Source organism: Pseudomonas sp. OA65, assembly GCF_017498305.1.
GTDB lineage: Bacteria > Pseudomonadota > Gammaproteobacteria > Pseudomonadales > Pseudomonadaceae > Aquipseudomonas > Aquipseudomonas zanjanensis.
In genome coordinates this window covers 36,704-53,170 of record NZ_JAGDEZ010000010.1, presented here as the reverse complement: position 1 = coordinate 53,170, position 16,467 = coordinate 36,704, and the positions used below count along the sequence as shown (strand labels likewise).

The window sequence follows — 16,467 nt, the reverse complement described above, 5'->3', positions numbered from 1 at the left end:
CACTGGGTTATTTTGCCTTGGCGATCTCTGTTTCCAGAGACCGCTCCAGTTCGGTCATGGCGCGGTCGAGAGCATCGATGCAGTCGCTGATGCGTTCAGGCGCCTGTGCCTGATGGCACGCCTGTTCCAGCGCCTCGCACCGTTGGATCAAAGAGGTCGCCTGGACGATGCGCGCGACGCCTTTTATCTTGTGCGCCGTTTCGGTCAGGGCTTGCCGGCTCCCACCCTGGGCGGCGTCGAGCAACTCCTGGCGATCCGCGCGGCTGCTGCTGAGTAGTTCCGCCAGCAGCCGCCGGTTCGACGAAGGGTCGCCGCCGGTCAGCGCCTGGAGGCTATGCATGCTGAAAACCGCTGGATGGCCGACCGGTTTGACTGTCTTGATCCACTGGCTCAGCGCGCTCAGGCTGATCGGTTTGAACAGGCAGTCATCCATTCCAGCGTCCTGGCAGCGTTGTTTCTCCTCCGGCTGGGCATTGGCGGTGAACCCCAGGAGGGTGCAGGGCGGCCGTTGCTGTTCGGCTTCATCGCGACGAATCGACCGGGCCAGTTCGTAACCGCTCATGATGGGCATGTTGCAATCGGCAATGACCAGGTCGAAATCGCCTTTCTGCCAGACCTCGAGCCCGTGGGCGCCATCGTGGGCGACCTGGTATTGATGGCCGAGGTACTCCAATTGCTGGGACATCAGCAGGCGGTTGGCTGGGTGATCGTCCACGATCAGGACGTTCAAGATGGCCTGTGCCGTTTCGATGGTCGGTTCAGGTACGGGACGAACCGGTGCCGTCGACAGGACCGTCAGTCGCAGGCGGACCTGAACCTGGGTGCCGACGCCCGGTTGGCTGCTCATATGGAGGTTGCCCCCCATCATCTGGCACAGGTTGCGACTGATCACCAGCCCCAGTCCCGCGCCATTGCGGGCCATCCGGCTGCTGTTATCGACCTGGGCAAAAGGCTCGAACAATCGATGCAGGTCGGCCGGGCCGATGCCGATGCCGCTGTCGTTGACTTCCAGATGCATGTGCAGGACGTCGTCCCGCTCGGTTGGCGATAGCCGGACCTTGACCACGACTTGGCCCTGCTCGGTAAATTTGAGGGCATTGCTGATCAGGTTCGAGAGCACTTGCTTGAATCGCAAGGGGTCAATCGACACGTCAGGGTTTCCCTCGGCGGCGTCGAACTGCAGCGACAACACCAGGTTTTTTTGCCGGGCCACGCCCTCGAAGACCCGTATGACCGATTGCAGCAGGGTCCTGAGGTTGACGCGTTCGGGAGCCAGGCTCAGATGGCCGGATTCGATACGGGCAATGTCGAGGATATCGCCGATCAGCTCGAGCATGCCGGACGCCGACTCGTACGCGACTTCGATGGTCGAGCGGTCTACGTGGCCCCTGTCGGCGTGTTTCAGGGCCAGCTCGAGCATGCCGATCACCGCGTTCATCGGGGTGCGGATTTCATGGCTCATGGTTGCCAGGAACGTGCTTTTAGCGCGGTTCGCATCATCGGCCCGTTGCTTGGACGCGCGCAATTCCTCGAACAACTGCCGTCGTTCACTGATGTCGATCCAGCCACCAATGATGCCTTGCACTTCGGCGGCGGAGTTTCGGTAGGGGAGGATCCAGTGATAGATCGTCAGCTTCCGGTCGCCGATGTGCAGGGGGCGGTCGACGATCAGGGCGCTGCCTTCGGCCATGACGCGCTGGTAGTCCGCCTGGTACTCCTGCGCTTCGAAGGCGTTGCTCATGGAGCCTGGCATCGAGTCCTTGCCGATGACGTCTTCGCGCTTGGCGTTGAACGCTTCCAGATAGCTGTCGTTGCAGCTTTGCAGGATGCCGTTGCGATCCCTCACGTAGATGGGGTGCGGGGTGCCATTGAGCAGTGAGTGCATGAATTCCAGTTGATCGTTGAGGGCCAGTTCCGCCCGTTGACGTTGCCTGATCTGGCGCCGCATGTAGGCGTTCCAGGCCAGCGACAGCAGCAGCAACAGGCCGACACCCGCGACGATCTGGAAGAACAGGCGGTTATAGGTGCGCCAGGTGTTTTCCGAGGGTGAGACGTAACCGCGCCAGCGGTTGTTGATGACGCCCAGTTCGTCAGGGTCGATGCTGGTCAGGGCCTTGTCGAGGATGGCATTCAACTCGGTGGCGTGTTTGGCGGTGGCCAGCGCGAACAGGGCTTGCTGGGTGCCCACCGTACTGCTGATTTGCAACCTGTCCCGCCACGTATAGGAAGAGATGAAGTAGTTGGCCATCACCTGCGAGTGCACGCTGCCGTCGACCTGGCCATGGGCGAGCATTTCCACGGCGTGCAAGGGGCCGTCCGTTTCGATGACCTGGATATTCGGGTACTGGCTGCGAAGCCAGTCAATGACTGGGTTGCCTTTGGCGATTGCCAGGCTGGCGTGATCGAACTGATCGAGTGTCGTGGGTGTGTCGGACTGTTTGCGGGTCAGCAGGACGAACGCGCTGTTGATGTACGGACGGCTGAATTTCAACTGGCTTTGCCTTTCGCGGCTGGGCAACAGTGCGGCGATCATGTCGGCTTGATCGTTCAGGACCGCGGCAATCATGTCGCTGTCGTTCTGGCGGCGCTGGATCTCCAGGCGCAGGCCGGTGCGCAGTCGGATCAGCTCCAGCAGGTCGGCACTGATGCCGCGAAAATCGCCGTCCGAATCGAAGAAGGTGAAGGGGGCGGCGGTTTCGTTCACTACCACCCGAACCACCGGATGCCTGTCCAGCCAACGTTGCTCGCGGTCGGTCAGTTGTACGCGGTGGTCGGTTAGGTACAGGTCGCTGCCTGCACTCCAGCGCTTGGAGATGGCCGTCTGCTCGGCGACGGGGACCTGGTTCAGTATGGTGTTGATGATTTCCAGCAAGCGGGTATCGCCACGGTGTACGGCGAAACCGAATCCGTAGGATTCATGTTTGCCAAAGCTGGCCATGCGAATATTGCTTAGGTAGCCCTTGCTGATCATGTAGTGGGTGGAAACGGTATCGCCGAGAAATACATCGGCCTGGCCGAAGGCGACGGCATTGATGGCGTTCTGGTACGACGGATAGGTGGTGATGATTGCCTCGGGGTAGAGCTTTTCAATTTCCCGCAGCGGCAGGTAGTGATAGACCATGCTCAGCCGCAAACCCTTGAGGTCTTCATTCAGCGATCGGCTTTCATTCGTTCGGGTGACGAGCACGGGTTGGTCCACTGCGTACGGCGTCGAGAGCACAACATCGGGGTCGCGGGCCTCGAATCCGTTGGCGGTGCCCAGCATATCGATTTGGCCCTCCTTGAGCGCCGCCATGGCTGTCTCTCGGGAAGCGAAACGCAGGACTTTCATGGGCAGGCCGGTGGCCTTGCTGATGATATCGGCATAGTCGGCGGTCATGCCCTCATAGTCGCGTCCGCTGGCGGAGAGATCGAAGGGCGGGTAATCCGGCGCAGAAGTTCCCAGGACCAGTTCCTGCCGGCTTTTTAGCCAGGCGCGATGAGCGTCATTGAGCATGATCTCGGCCTGAGCCGTGGACGAACGACCCAGTAGCGTGTACCGCCCGGGCATATCTGGCGTCGCCGCGAGCGCTCCTGTGCACAACGCTACGCTGATCAGCAAGAGACATTCGGTTATGCGTCTGAGCATCTGTTTTTCACACCAGCGCGTTGCGCTTCGCCATTTCAATCAGCTCGACCAGGGACTTGACCTTCAATTTCTGCATCAAACGTTTTTTATAGGTACTGACGGTTTTATTGCTGAGAAACATCCCCTTGGCTATTTCCTTGTTGGTACGCCCCTGGGCGAAAAGTTGCAGCACCATCAGTTCCCGATCGTTGACACTCTTGAAAAGATCCAGCTCTAAACTGCGTGGATCATCCGGGCGTACCGGGTTCAGCGCCTGGCTGGGAAAATAGTTGTAGCCGGACAATACCGCTTTGATCGCACTGATAAGTTCGCTGAGGTCTTCCTGCTTACAAACGTAACCAGAGGCACCGGATTGCATGCATCGGATCCCGAAGAGCGTCGGCGATTGTGCTGTGAGCACTAGCGTCTTGAGCGGCGTGGTCATGGCGTTGAAGCGCGACAGGATTTCCAGTCCGTCAAGTTTAGGGATGCTGATGTCCAGGATAACCAGGTCTGGCATGCATTCGCGCACCATTTGCATCGCGTCGACGCCGTTGTCCGTTTCTCCTACGACCTTGTAACCCTCATGTTCCAGTAGCATGCGAACGGCGAGGCGAATGACCGGATGATCGTCGACAATGAAAACGGAGTTCATGAATAAATACCCTGCGAACTTGAATAAAGCGCGCACCTTAGCCCACTTATAGCCAGGGCCGTACGAAGAGACAGGCATACAACTTCAATTTCAGAAGTTTCCTACAAAAAAAGAGGCAAGGTATTACGATGTAATCGGTTTTTTAGTAGGCAGATGAAACAGGGCGAAGAATTAAAGGCTGTTTGTGAAAGGATATTTCTTTTCAGTAGGATGTTTATGCAAGCAAAATGGATGTGGGGTTGTTCAATGTCGCTGATAAGTTTCATGTCCCCACCTTAGGGGCACTCGCGCGATGAGCCATTGAGGGAAAGGGCCTGCTCGCGAAGACGTAGGCTCATTCAACATCGCTACAGCCTGATCCGCCGTTTTCGCGAGCAAGCCCGCACACACAGTTGTGGACCAAGGCACAGCACAGGGTGGAAATCCCGCGCCTTTTATTGACGCGTACGGCCCGTCATCTCCTGGGCCATTTCGCTGGCATAGCTGTCGGTCATCCCGGCGATGAAATCGATCATGCGCAGGAACGCACCATGCAAAGGGCCGTTGGGATCCGGCGCATTGTTCCCCAGCAGGTCGAGGATGCGGCGATTCTTGAACGAAGGCGTGCGTCCGCCGTGCTGTTCGAGGGCGGCGCCACAAAAGCCGTTGAGCAGGATTTCCAACGTGGTGTAGGCGCCGATCTCATGCAGGGTCTTGCGCTTGTCCTGGAAGATTTTCCGGCGCGCCATGTCCTTGGCATTCAACACGCAACGTTTTGCCGGGCCGTGCATATGCTCCACCAGATCCCCTGGCAGGGTGCCGGCCAGCAACGCTTCCTGCTGCTCGACAAACGCCCGGGCGGCGGCATTGGTCAGGTGTTCGATGGCCTTGCCCCGCAGGATCGCCAGCTTGCGCCGTCGCGAATCCAGCGGTCCAAGTTGCCGGTAGGTGTCCGGAAGATCGTCGCCCACCAGGTCCAGGAGCAGCGATTCCACCTGGGGGTACTCCAGGAGGTCCATCTCCACGCCGTCTTCCAGGTCGATCAGCGCGTAGCAGATGTCATCGGCGGCTTCCATCAGGTACACCAAGGGATGCCGTGCCCAGCGTTGATCCTCGATTTGTGGCAAACCGAGCTTGTGGGCGATCTGCTCCAACAGTGGCAGTTCGCTCTGGTAGCAACCGAACTTGTGTTTCTTGTAGCCCAGGGAATCGGCGTGGCGGGCGGTCCAGGGGTATTTCAGGTAGGTGCCGAGGGTGGCATAGGTCAGCCGGGTCCCGCCGTCGAACTGATGGTATTCAAGTTGGGTAAGGACGCGGAAGCCTTGGGCGTTGCCTTCGAAGTTGAGAAAGTCGTTGCGCTCGGCTTCGCTCATAGCATCGAGCCAGCCACGCCCGGCGGCCTGCTGGAACCAATAGCGAATCGCGTCCTCTCCGGAATGACCGAACGGCGGGTTGCCGATGTCGTGGGCCAGGCAGGCCGATTGCACCACCATGCCCAGGTCGCTGGGCTCGCACCAGTCGGGCAGGGCGTTGCGGATGGTTTCGCCTACACGCATGCCCAGGGAACGCCCGACGCAACTGACTTCCAGGGAATGAGTCAGGCGCGTGTGGATGTGGTCGTTGCTGGACACCGGATGCACTTGCGTCTTGCGCCCGAGGCGGCGGAAGGCTCCGGAAAAGATGATGCGGTCGTGGTCCTTGTGGAAGGGGCTGCGGCCCAGCTCTTGCGGGCTGTGCAGCGGTTTTCCGAGGCGTTCGCGAGTCAGCAGGGTATGCCAATCCAAGGCCGGTTGCTCCGTTCGATGAGGTCGATGCCCTAGCTTCCCGGTTCGTGGGGCGGCCTGCAAGGCCTATAGGCCTGCGCAGGCTGGATACATACCCTTTGTGGCGAGGGAGCTTGCTCCCGCTGGACTGCGAAGCAGGCCAAATTTTGTGAGTGCTTCGCACTCAAGCGGGAGCAAGCTCCCTCGCCACAGGTGTAGGTTTTTCAGGGTTTGCGCAGGGTCTTGGCCAGCTTGATCAGCGGCAGCAATGTGGTTGCCAGGCGGATCAAGCCTGTTACACCACCGCCGCCACCACGGCGGGTCCGTTTGCCAGTGAGAAAGCCCAGCAGGGACACCGCCGCCACGCCCCACAGTGGCGCATGCTTGATGCCGAAGCCTTCGTGCCAGCTTTGCGTCAAGCCCCGTACTCGATGCAAGGGCTGCAACAACTGGCGCGTCTCTTGCCGGATTTCCTGGCGATGCATTTCCATGCGCAGGCGCACCAGTGCCTTGCGCATTTCCTGTCGCGTCCGGGCTTGGGGGATATCAGGCAGGCTCATGGCAGCAGGCGCTCCCGGTCATTGGCCAGTTCTTCGAGGGTGGCGTTGAAAGGAGAGGACTCGTCGTAGATCGCCGCCTTGAGCCGCAGGCCGCAAAACAGGGCCGCCAGCAGGTAAAACAGGCACAGGCCGATGATGCCCGACAGGCGATAGGTGTCCCACACCAGGATCAGCACCAGCGCGGAAAGCCCGACCAACAGCAGCAAGCCGAATACCAGCGCAAGGCCGGCGAACAGCAGGAGGCTGACGGTGCGAGCCTTCTGTTCCTGCAATTCCATGCCGAACAATTCGACGTGGCTGTGCAGCAAGCCGAGAAACGCCGCGCCCAGGCGGCGCGCTGTAGGTTGTGTGCCCGCTTCGGACGAGCCGGATTCGTCGATACCCATGATCAGCGCCGTGTTGCCAACAGACCAATCAGAAAACCAACGCCCGCGGCGATGCCCACCGATTGCCAAGGGTTGGCCTGTACGTACTCCTCGGTGGCGACTACCGCAGCCTGGCCGCGTTCGCGCATGGAATCTTCGGTCAGCTTGAGTGTTTCACGGGCGCGCAGGAGGGTTTCGTGGATCTGGCTGCGCAGTGCATCGGCTTGATCGCCTGCCAGCGTCGCGGTGTGATCGAGCAAGCGCTCCGTGTCGCTGACCAGCGTCTGGAAGTCTTCCATCAGGATTTCTTGAGCAGTCTTTGCCTGGGTTCTGGCCATGGGTGAATCTCCGTAAGTGACGTCTGAAGCGTTCGAGTATGAGCCTTGCCGGAAGGTTCAGTGCAAGTGGCTGGTACAACTTTTGCTCAGGCTCCCGCCATGTACTGGTGCATCAGCCTGCGCCAGTGCGCTGAAGCTGGGCGCAAGCCCGTAAAACCTTAACTCAAATAATCGAAACCCGCGAAGCGGGGCTTCGTTTGCCCGTTCTGGTGCACCAAAGCGGTTCGTCGACCTCCATTTGGTCGTTGGTCCGTTTCAACTTGGTGCGTTTGTGAGGTGAGCGAACCGGCTTGGTGCTTTTTTCAACTTTTTCAGGTCTGCCAACACCATGGAAAATATGCAAAGTGCCGTGGACAGTCTGATCCACAGCTCCAACACGCTGTTCATCCTGCTCGGCGCCGTCATGGTCCTGGCCATGCATGCCGGCTTCGCGTTCCTTGAAGTGGGAACGGTCCGGCAAAAGAACCAGGTCAATGCGCTGTCGAAAATCCTCAGCGATTTTGCGGTCTCGACCCTGGCTTATTTCTTTGTCGGCTATTGGATTTCCTACGGCGTGAGCTTCCTGCAACCGGCAGCGGTGCTCAGCACCGATCATGGCTACAGCCTGGTTAAGTTCTTCTTCCTGTTGACCTTTGCTGCGGCGATCCCGGCCATCATTTCCGGCGGTATTGCCGAGCGCGCGCGGTTCGCCCCGCAGCTGTGCGCCACGGTGCTGATCGTGGCGTTTGTCTATCCGTTTTTCGAAGGTTTGGTCTGGAACGGCAATTTCGGCCTGCAGGCCTGGCTGCAAGCCCGGTTCGGCGCCAGTTTCCATGACTTTGCCGGTTCCGTGGTGGTGCATGCCATGGGTGGCTGGTTGGCGCTGGCCGCCGTGCTCTTGCTCGGCCCGCGTAATGGCCGCTACCGGGAGGGGCGCCTGGTGGCGTTCGCGCCTTCGAGCATTCCATTCCTGGCCCTGGGCTCGTGGATCCTGATTGTCGGCTGGTTCGGCTTCAACGTGATGAGTGCCCAGACTTTGCCTGGGGTGAGCGGGCTGGTAGCGATCAATTCGTTGATGGCGATGGTGGGCGGTACCGTGGCGGCATTGATTGTCGGGCGCAATGACCCAGGTTTCCTGCACAACGGCCCGCTGGCCGGGTTGGTGGCAGTCTGCGCCGGTTCCGACCTGATGCACCCGGTGGGTGCGCTGGTTACCGGTGCCATTGCCGGTGCCTTGTTTGTCTGGTGCTTCACGGCGGCCCAGGGCAAATGGAAGATCGACGACGTGCTCGGTGTCTGGCCATTGCATGGGCTGTGCGGGGTCTGGGGCGGTATTGCCTGCGGTGTCTTTGGCCAGAGTGCCTTGGGCGGCCTGGGTGGGGTCAGTCTCATCAGCCAGTTGATCGGCACGGTGCTGGGTGTTGTCGTCGCCCTGGCCGGCGGCTTCGCGGTCTATGGCACGATCAAGGCCGTGCTGGGACTGCGCCTGACCCAGGAAGAAGAGTATTACGGCGCCGACCTGTCGATTCACAAGATCGGTGCGGTCAGCCAGGACTGATCGTCGCACTAGGGCTCCTTGTCCTGGTTGCCGGGATAAAAGCCGTGGAGCAGGCGATAGCGGTCGTGACGGACCTGATCCACATGATGCCGGACCTGCTGTTCAGGCAGGCCGAGCATGATCAGGGCGTGGGAGGCCAGCATCAGGCTCGACTCCAACAGCTCCGGGACCACTTCGCTGGCCCCGGCCGCCTGCAACTCGGCCAGTTGGCTGTCGTCACGGGTGCGCACCAGGATCGGCACCTGTTGGTTGATCTGTCGGGCCGCCTTGAGCACGGTGATGGCGATGTCGGTCTTATCCACCGCGATCACCAGCAGCCGGGCGCGGCTCAAGCCAACGGCGGTGAGCAGGTCACCTCGTCGTGAATCGCCATAATGTACGCAGTGCTCTCCGACGGTGGCTTCCTGGATGATCACCGGGTCGTCATCCAGGGCGACGAACGCCTGGCCTTCGCGACGCAGGAAGCGTCCGATGGACTGGCCGACACGCCCGTAGCCGCAAATCACCACATGATTCGACAACCCGGCATTGAGTGCGCTGATCTGGTCCAGTTGTGCTTCTTCGTTGGGTTTGCGATGCAGGCGTGCGGCGATGTGTGGCGCCGCGCGCAATAACAACGGGGTCAGCAGCATCGAGCAGAATGTCGCGGCCAGCAACAGGCCGCTGATGTCGGCAGGCATGAGCTGGTTCTGTTGCATCAGTGCCATCAAGGCAAAACAGAACTCCCCGCCCTGGGCCAGGGCCAGGCCGCTACGCCAGGCGGTTTCACCGTCGCTGCCGCGCCATTTCACCAGGACGGCGACCACGCAGCCCTTGATGAGCATCAAGCCGAGGGTCAGTCCCAGGATCAACAGGCCGTCATCGAGGAACAACTGCAGGTCGATCAGCATGCCGATGCTGACAAAAAACAGCCCCAGCAGGATGTCACGGAACGGGCGTATATCGGCCTCGATCTGATGCCGGTAGTGGCTTTCCCCCAACAGCATGCCTGCCAGGAAAGCGCCCAAGGCCGGTGACAAACCGAGCAGGTGGGTCAGCCATGCCGTCAGCAGCACGATCACCAGGGCCAACAGAACGAACAGTTCCGCGGACCGGGACGCCGCCACCTCATGGAACAGCCGGGGCAACAGCAGCCGGCTGGCCAGCAGTAGGCCGCCAAACAACACCAGGGTCTTGCCCAGGGTCAGGGGCAGCGCCCAATACCACGGGTGCTCGCTGCTGCCGGCGAAGACCGGCACCAGGGTCAACAGCAGCACCGCGACAACATCCTGGAACAACAACACGCCGATGGCGTTCTGGCCGTGGCTGCTGAAGATCTCACCCAGGCTGGTCAATTCCTTGCTGACAATGGCGGTGGAGGACAAGGCCAGCCCGGCGCCGAGCAGCAACGCGGCAATTGCTGGCGCGCCGCACACAGCCAGTAAGCCCGCCAGCAGCGCTCCCGTGCACAGCACCTGCAGGCTGCCGAGGCCGAACACGACCCGGCGCAGTTCGAACATTTTCGACAGGGAAAACTCCAGGCCCAACGAGAACAACAGGAATACCACCCCAAGCTCGGCCAGGTCTGGCAATTCTTCGCTGTCGTTGACCCAGTCCAGCGCGGTAGGCCCTACCGCCAACCCGACGCAGAGATAACCCAATACGGCGGGCAGGCGCAGCCGCCTGAACAGGGCGATGACCACCAGGGACGAGGCGAGGATGATCAGCAGGTTGGCAAACAAGGGGGAACTCCATTCAAGGCTACAACGCACAGCGTAGAAGGGAAAACGCGACAAGCGTCGCTGGAAAAGCATTTGCGTTCAGTGATTTGCATCAGCGTTTTACCGAAACACCCTGAAGCGAGCCAGCGACTCGACGGTTTTCCGAGGCGGGCCTAGAATGACCGTCTATCTTTTTTGGGTCTACCCGCCATGCCTCCTGAATGCCAATTGTTCGGTACCCTGGGGTGCCATCTTTGCGAAGTCGCCGAAGCTGAATTGATGCCTTTGGTCGAACATGGATTGTTGGTGGAACTGGTGGACATTTCAGAACGTGAAGACTGGGTGGAGGATTACGGGCTGCGTATTCCGGTGCTGCGCAGGCTGGATACCGGTGCCGAGCTGGACTGGCCCTTCGATACCGAACAGATCGTGACATTCCTCCGTTGAACGGCTCGTTCGTCAGTTCCTGACACTGTGGTTGGCGGAAGCGGCGTCCTTCGGTTACTGTATGCGCATACAGCTATCTGGAGTGCTCCCCCTTGGTCAATGTCGAACAACTGAAAAGCAGCGTAAACAGGATGTCCGCGGACGTTGTGCGTGAGGCGGTCCTGGAGTTGCGCCTGGATGGCTTGGTAACGGAAGGCAAGACACCCTTCAATAAACTGCATTTCAATACCTGTTTCGCCGAGATCGAAGCATTGTTCCAGCGTGCCGGCTACCACAAGCAGTTGGATGTGGTGGGTTACCAGGGCTTGCTGTACGCGCTTTACGATCCAGGTCGCTGGGAGGCGGTGGACGTACTGCGCTGGTTGAAAGAGTTCACCGAAGCGGCGGCAAAACCGACGTCAGCCACGGCGTAAAGCAATCATTGCTGGGCTGGCCCGTGCGACTGTCAGATAATGCGGTCCTGTAAAAATGCCCAAGAGTTATCAATGTCCGGTTCATCGTTTTCCGCTGCTCATCATCAGGCCAGTACGTTGTACCTGCCGCCCGGTTCCTGGCCGACGGTGCTGGAGTGTCTATGCGAGCATTTCGGTGCCATCAGTCGAGAGCAATGGTTGGACCGGATTGCCCGGGGCCGGGTGTTGGACGGGGAGGGCAAGGCCATCCCTGTTGACTTGCCCTACCGCGAAGGCCTGCGCATCCACTACTTCCGTGAAGTACCCGACGAGAAACCGATCCCGGTGGTGGAGTCGATCCTGTACGCCGACGAGCATCTGGTGGTGGCAGACAAACCGCATTTTCTGCCTGTCACGCCGGCGGGCGAATATGTCGAGCAAACCTTGTTGCGACGGTTGATCCGACGGCTGGACAATCCGCATCTGGTGCCCCTGCACCGCATCGATCGGCATACGGCCGGGCTGGTGTTGTTTTCGGCCAATCCGGACACCCGTTCGGCGTATCAGTCGCTATTTCCGACGCGGCAGATCGAGAAACGCTACCAGGCCATTGCCCGTGCATTGCCTGGGTTGACCTTTCCCCGGGTGCATAAAAGCCGGATGATCGATGGCGAACCGTTCTTCCGGATGCAAGAGGGGGCGGGCGAGCCCAATACCGAAACGGCCATTGAAGTATTGGAAAGGAATGGTGAGCTGTGGCGCTATGGCTTGTATCCGGTTACGGGTAAGAAGCATCAGTTGCGGGTTCACATGAATGCCCTTGGGGCGGGGATCTGCAACGATCCGTTTTATCCGGATGTGCTTCGGGATGTTGAGGATGATTACTCGAATCCTTTGAAGCTGCTGGCTCAAGGGTTGCGTTTTGTTGATCCGGTTACTGGCTTGGAACGGGTGTTCGAGAGTGGTATTTCGTTGCAGTGGTAGTTTTTTGTTCAGGGGGAATGGTGTGTATATCCGTTTCTTCGGTAACGGCTACTTAGGGTTCCGCTCTTACATGAACTGCCCCCCGAAAGTTGGACAGGGGACGCTATTGATTTAATGCCTGGGTCCGAAATTGTACCGGACTCAAGCCATTCAGTCTGAGGCTTATGCGGTCTTGGTTGTAGTAGGCGATGTAATCCTCTATGCCTGATGCCAGTTGCTCCACACTCTCAAATGATTCCAGATAGAAAAACTCGCTCTTGAGCGTGCCGAAAAAGCTTTCCATGGCGGCATTGTCCAAGCAATTACCCTTGCGCGACATGCTCTGCTCGATGCTCTTTTCGGCCAGCATGTGTCGGTAGGTAGGCTGCCTGTACTGCCAACCCTGGTCAGAGTGCAGTATTGGTTTTTCATCTCGACTCAGTCGCCCGAAGGCTTTTTCCAGCATCATCGAAACCATCCTGAATTCGGGACGTCGGTTGATCTGGTAAGCCAGGATCTCGCCGTTGTACAAATCCATGAGAGGCGAGAGAAACAGCTTTTGCCCCTTTACCTTGAACTCCGTCACGTCGGTTGCCCATTTCTGGTTAGGGGCTTCTGCCTTAAATTCGCGCTTTAGTAGATCAGGCGCAACAAGCCCTTCAGCACCTCGGTAAGAGCGATACTTCTTCACTTTGACCAGCGACTTGAGGCCCATCATCTGCATCAGCCGATACACCTTCTTGTGATTGATCAACTCACCACTGTTTCCAAGGGTTGCGGTGATACGGCGGTAGCCGTAACGCCCCTTATGCCCGTGATAGACGCTGCGGATGCGATCTTTAAGGTCGGCATGCTTGTCGGTTAGCAGTGTTTTGCTTTGGTAATAGAAGGTGCTGCGTGCAAGTCCCGCAGCACGTAGCAACAGAGCAAGTGGATACTCATGCCTCAATCCTTGGACGGCCTGCGTTTTTTTGGCTGCGCAGTACGGGGATCCGCTTGGATTAAGGCATCGAGCTTTTTTAGATAGGCATTCTCCGCGCGCAGATAGGCCAGTTCTGCGAGCATTTGTTCAGAGCTCAGCTCTGCATCCGCAGGAAGAGCAGGATTTGCTTTGGGTTGCCTGGAAGGTTTGCGGGGCATGCTGGACTCTTTAAGACGATGCGGTTGTAGTGCTTCTACACCGCCTTCATCGTACAGCTTTCGCCACTGCCTGATACTGCTTGGACCACGGATATCAAACCGTATACAGGCCTGTTGGTCCGACAGTCCGTTTTGTTCGATGCACTGCAAAACCTTCAATTTAAACGGGGCATCGTAATGGCTGTACTTGGCAATCAAGCCAGAGGCGCCGTGCTTTTCAAAACCCTTGACCCAGCGCCGCAGCAGCGATGGACTCAAGCCATGCTTGAGGGCCACCTCATGAACGCTACTGGCAGACAGACACTCTTCAATCAGTGATTGCTTGAGTGCTAGGTTGTATTTCGTCATGGAACACCCTCCCGAGGGGCAGGTGTCCAACATTCGGGGGGCAGTTCAACAGCGGGTCACTTTTGGAAGAGCGCCAAAAGTAACCAAAAGCGCTTTGCCCCACCACTCGGCACCTCGCCTAGGCTCGGTGTGCCCTCACTCCGGCATTGCTCCGTGGGCCGCCGCGAAGGGCCATCCATGGCCCAGCGCGGCTATCCCGGCATCCATGCCGGGATGCCCACTGCGCAATGCCTGCGTTCGGCCAGCGTGGTTTAACGGGGCGCCCAGATCAAGATCCAAAGCAAAGCAAAGCAAAAGCGGGGCACATCCAGCCTCTCTGTGGCTGAACAACCGCAATCGCGAGCAGGCTCGCTCCCACAAAGGGCCGGGCGGTGAACACAAAACTCATGAATACCCAGATCACCTGTGGGAGCGAGCCTGCTCGCGAAGAGGTCGGCCCATCCAACATCCTCATCGACTGTGAAACCGCAATCGCGAGCAAACTTTGCTCCCACAGATCTGATGGGTGTACGAACTGAAGAGCCAAGTCGGCTCTCAGGCCGCCTCGCAATAGTGACCCGCTGTAAAGCGGAACCCTAAGCCGCCGTTACCGCAGCAACGGTTATGTACCTCGAAAAAACGGCGCCTTCCCAAAAAGGGAGGCGCCGCTTATCTAGCAAAGGAACCAATTCGATCAGGAAGCAAACCGCCGCAGCCCAACCGGTGGCACAAAAGCTTCCAGCTCGGCCTCAACCGCCTCGATTATTCGTTCCACATCCGGCGCATTCATTACCGTCGCACAGGGGATTCCTGCAATGGCGATCATGGTCTCGCCGCTGGCACGATCGAACAACCGGGCAACCATACTGCCAGGCGCATCCATGCTCGCTTCGAATCCCATGGGATGGAAGTGCCAGCGCATCAACTGGCAAGCGTTGGGGAACGTAACCTTGCTGAAAGATCCTTTATTCATGTGTTGCCCGCCTTCTTCAATCGAGCGCTTCCTTTTGCTCATGTCAGGAAGGAAGAGCCATCTTGGCTCTACCAGTGAGAACTAAAAATAGCACCTGAAAATGAAGCTCATGTGGATTTTTTCAGTCCGTTTTGCGATTGGTTCACTTTTTTTGATCTGGATCACGACTTAAACGGTGATGTTCAGAATGCCATCACGCTTGATCGGGAGTCTCCTCGGGCTCGCCCGACCGCTCTGGCACGCGGTATTTCAGGGCGATGATCAGGGCCAGGATCGCCATTCCCAGGGCAACGGCGAAGGTCGTGTGCAGACCGTTCGTCACCGCCTCGCGGCTGGCGTGAGTGATGTCATTCGTCGCCGCTGCGGCCGCAAACACCGCGCCGAGTACGGAGGCTCCGGTGAAGAAACCCAGGTTGCGCGACAGGTTAAGCAGCCCCGCGACGACGCCCCGCCTTTGGGCCGGCACATCGGCCATGACCGCCGTGTTGTTGGCCGTCTGGAAAAACGCGTAGCCCAGGGTTGTTACCACGATGGCCGGGAGATAGCCGGCGATGCCGAGCGCAGGGGGGACAAGTGACAGCAGCAGACAGCCGAGGACCATGGTCGCCAGCCCGGTGAGCCGCATGGGCTGCACGCCGAACCGATCAGCCAGGCGTCCGGCAGGCACCCCGGCCAGCGCCGCGACGCATGGCCCAGCCGCCAGCACGAGCCCGACGAGGGCCGCCGGCAGCCCCAGGGCGATGGACAGGTAAAAAGGCCCGACCAGCAGCGTTGCCATCATGATGGTCGCGACCAGGGCGCTCGTCGTCAGACCCGGGACCAATGACCTGTCGCGAAATAAAGTCAACGGAATCAGCGGCGACACGGCCCGGGATTGGGCCCGAATGAACAATCCGCCGCCCACGAGCGCGACCAGCAGCAGCGCAATATTCGACTCGCCAAAGGTCCCGCGCCCGGAAGTCATGGCCAAGGCATAGGCGCCGAGCGTCAACGCCAACAACACGGTGCCGGTGATGTCGAAGCCGGCCGTTCCGGCCTTTGGCGGCACCTGCCGCACCGGCAGCGCGTACCACGCCAGCCCTAAGGTCAACAGGCCGAGGGGGAGGTTGACCAGAAACAAGGCCTGCCAGCCGAACCCGCCGATCAGCAGACCGCCGAAGGAAGGACCCAGGGCCGTGCCCACCGCCGACAGCGTGGCCAGCAGGCCCATGGCACTGCCGGTTTTTTCCGGGGCGACCGTTTCGCCAACCAGGGCCAAGGTCAGCGTCATCATGATGGCGGCCCCCAGGCCTTGCAGCGCCCGGCCTGCAATCAGCAGCCAAAGCGAAGGCGCCAGGCCGCAAAGTACTGAGGCCAAGGTGAACAAAGCGATGCCGACCAAGAGCAGCGTGCGCCGGCCCATCAGGTCGCCCAGGCGGCCGACGCTGACGATCAGCGTGGTCATGGCGAGCAGATAGACGAGCACCACCCATTGGACCTGCTGGAAAGAGGCATCGAGGGCCTGGGCCAGTGTCGGTAACGCCACCGCGGCCACGCTGGCGCCGAGGGAGGCCAGCAGCGTCGAGAGCGCAAGGCTCGCCAAGGCCCAGCGAGGTGAAAAGGACTGGCTCGCGGGTGCGGTTGCCGGCTGGTTTGGTTGCGTGTTGATGGGTTTCATCGTGTCACCTGTCTCCGCGCGCTCAATACGGCGCTGTCACAACGTTACCGCTGGGCATAACATG

General features: G+C 59.5%; 14 protein-coding genes. 4 read left to right on the top strand and 10 right to left on the bottom strand.

Features of this window, described 5'->3' with window-relative positions:
- Positions 1-7: 7 nt before the first annotated feature.
- From J3361_RS10945 to J3361_RS10920, 6 genes are all read right to left on the bottom strand, one after another.
- A complete protein-coding gene (locus tag J3361_RS10945) occupies positions 8-3,628 on the bottom strand; it encodes a transporter substrate-binding domain-containing protein (protein WP_207964524.1) in 3,621 nt (1,206 codons plus the stop codon).
- A 7-nt stretch (positions 3,629-3,635) separates the two neighbouring features.
- Positions 3,636-4,262 carry a response regulator transcription factor gene (locus J3361_RS10940; protein ID WP_207964522.1) on the bottom strand — a complete coding sequence of 209 codons (627 nt, stop codon included), beginning with the start codon at positions 4,260-4,262 and terminating at the stop codon, positions 3,636-3,638.
- 434 nt (positions 4,263-4,696) lie between these two features.
- Complete coding sequence (locus J3361_RS10935) at positions 4,697-6,025, bottom strand: deoxyguanosinetriphosphate triphosphohydrolase (RefSeq protein ID WP_053183171.1); 1,329 nt, start codon at positions 6,023-6,025, stop codon at positions 4,697-4,699.
- Between the two features lie 203 nt (positions 6,026-6,228).
- The gene (locus J3361_RS10930; protein WP_053120523.1) at positions 6,229-6,564 is read right to left on the bottom strand and encodes a hypothetical protein; all 336 of its coding nucleotides are present in this window, start codon (positions 6,562-6,564) and stop codon (positions 6,229-6,231) included.
- Positions 6,561-6,950 (bottom strand): phage holin family protein, encoded by a 390-nt coding sequence (locus J3361_RS10925; RefSeq protein ID WP_060738527.1) that lies wholly within the window; start codon positions 6,948-6,950, stop codon positions 6,561-6,563. The genes J3361_RS10930 and J3361_RS10925 overlap by 4 nt, the downstream gene beginning before the upstream one ends.
- Positions 6,951-6,952: 2 nt before the next feature.
- The gene (locus tag J3361_RS10920) at positions 6,953-7,267 is read right to left on the bottom strand and encodes a YqjD family protein (protein ID WP_092166820.1); all 315 of its coding nucleotides are present in this window, start codon (positions 7,265-7,267) and stop codon (positions 6,953-6,955) included.
- Between the two features lie 328 nt (positions 7,268-7,595).
- Here J3361_RS10920 and J3361_RS10915 point away from each other — a divergent pair, with 328 nt between their 5' ends.
- Positions 7,596-8,804, top strand: a complete 1,209-nt coding sequence (locus tag J3361_RS10915) for an ammonium transporter (RefSeq protein WP_207964520.1) — start codon at positions 7,596-7,598, stop codon at positions 8,802-8,804.
- Between the two features lie 8 nt (positions 8,805-8,812).
- On the opposite strand, the gene J3361_RS10910 is transcribed toward J3361_RS10915, so the two are convergent.
- Positions 8,813-10,525, bottom strand: a complete 1,713-nt coding sequence (locus J3361_RS10910) for a monovalent cation:proton antiporter-2 (CPA2) family protein (RefSeq protein WP_207964518.1) — start codon at positions 10,523-10,525, stop codon at positions 8,813-8,815.
- Between the two features lie 189 nt (positions 10,526-10,714).
- On the opposite strand from J3361_RS10910, the gene J3361_RS10905 reads away from it, so the two are divergent.
- The 3 genes from J3361_RS10905 (at position 10,715) to J3361_RS10895 (ending at position 12,327) form a co-directional block, all read left to right on the top strand.
- Complete coding sequence (locus tag J3361_RS10905) at positions 10,715-10,951, top strand: glutaredoxin family protein (protein ID WP_186705335.1); 237 nt, start codon at positions 10,715-10,717, stop codon at positions 10,949-10,951.
- A gap of 92 nt (positions 10,952-11,043) precedes the next feature.
- On the top strand, positions 11,044-11,364 hold the full coding sequence (locus J3361_RS10900; protein ID WP_207964516.1) for a transcriptional regulator: 321 nt from the start codon (positions 11,044-11,046) through the stop codon (positions 11,362-11,364).
- Between the two features lie 72 nt (positions 11,365-11,436).
- On the top strand, positions 11,437-12,327 hold the full coding sequence (locus J3361_RS10895; protein WP_207964514.1) for a pseudouridine synthase: 891 nt from the start codon (positions 11,437-11,439) through the stop codon (positions 12,325-12,327).
- A gap of 103 nt (positions 12,328-12,430) precedes the next feature.
- On the opposite strand, the gene J3361_RS10890 is transcribed toward J3361_RS10895, so the two are convergent.
- From J3361_RS10890 to J3361_RS10880, 3 genes are all read right to left on the bottom strand, one after another.
- Positions 12,431-13,794, bottom strand: a protein-coding gene (locus J3361_RS10890; RefSeq protein WP_207964512.1) for an IS3 family transposase whose coding sequence is annotated in 2 segments (ribosomal slippage) — positions 12,431-13,329 and positions 13,329-13,794 — 1,365 coding nt in all. Because the reading frame shifts where the segments join, the coding sequence is not laid out codon by codon here.
- A 673-nt stretch (positions 13,795-14,467) separates the two neighbouring features.
- Positions 14,468-14,746, bottom strand: coding sequence for a DUF1652 domain-containing protein (locus J3361_RS10885; protein ID WP_003201764.1), 279 nt, complete (start codon positions 14,744-14,746; stop codon positions 14,468-14,470).
- Positions 14,747-14,939: 193 nt separating this feature from the next.
- Positions 14,940-16,403 carry an MFS transporter gene (locus tag J3361_RS10880; RefSeq protein WP_207964510.1) on the bottom strand — a complete coding sequence of 488 codons (1,464 nt, stop codon included), beginning with the start codon at positions 16,401-16,403 and terminating at the stop codon, positions 14,940-14,942.
- Positions 16,404-16,467 lie beyond the last annotated feature (64 nt).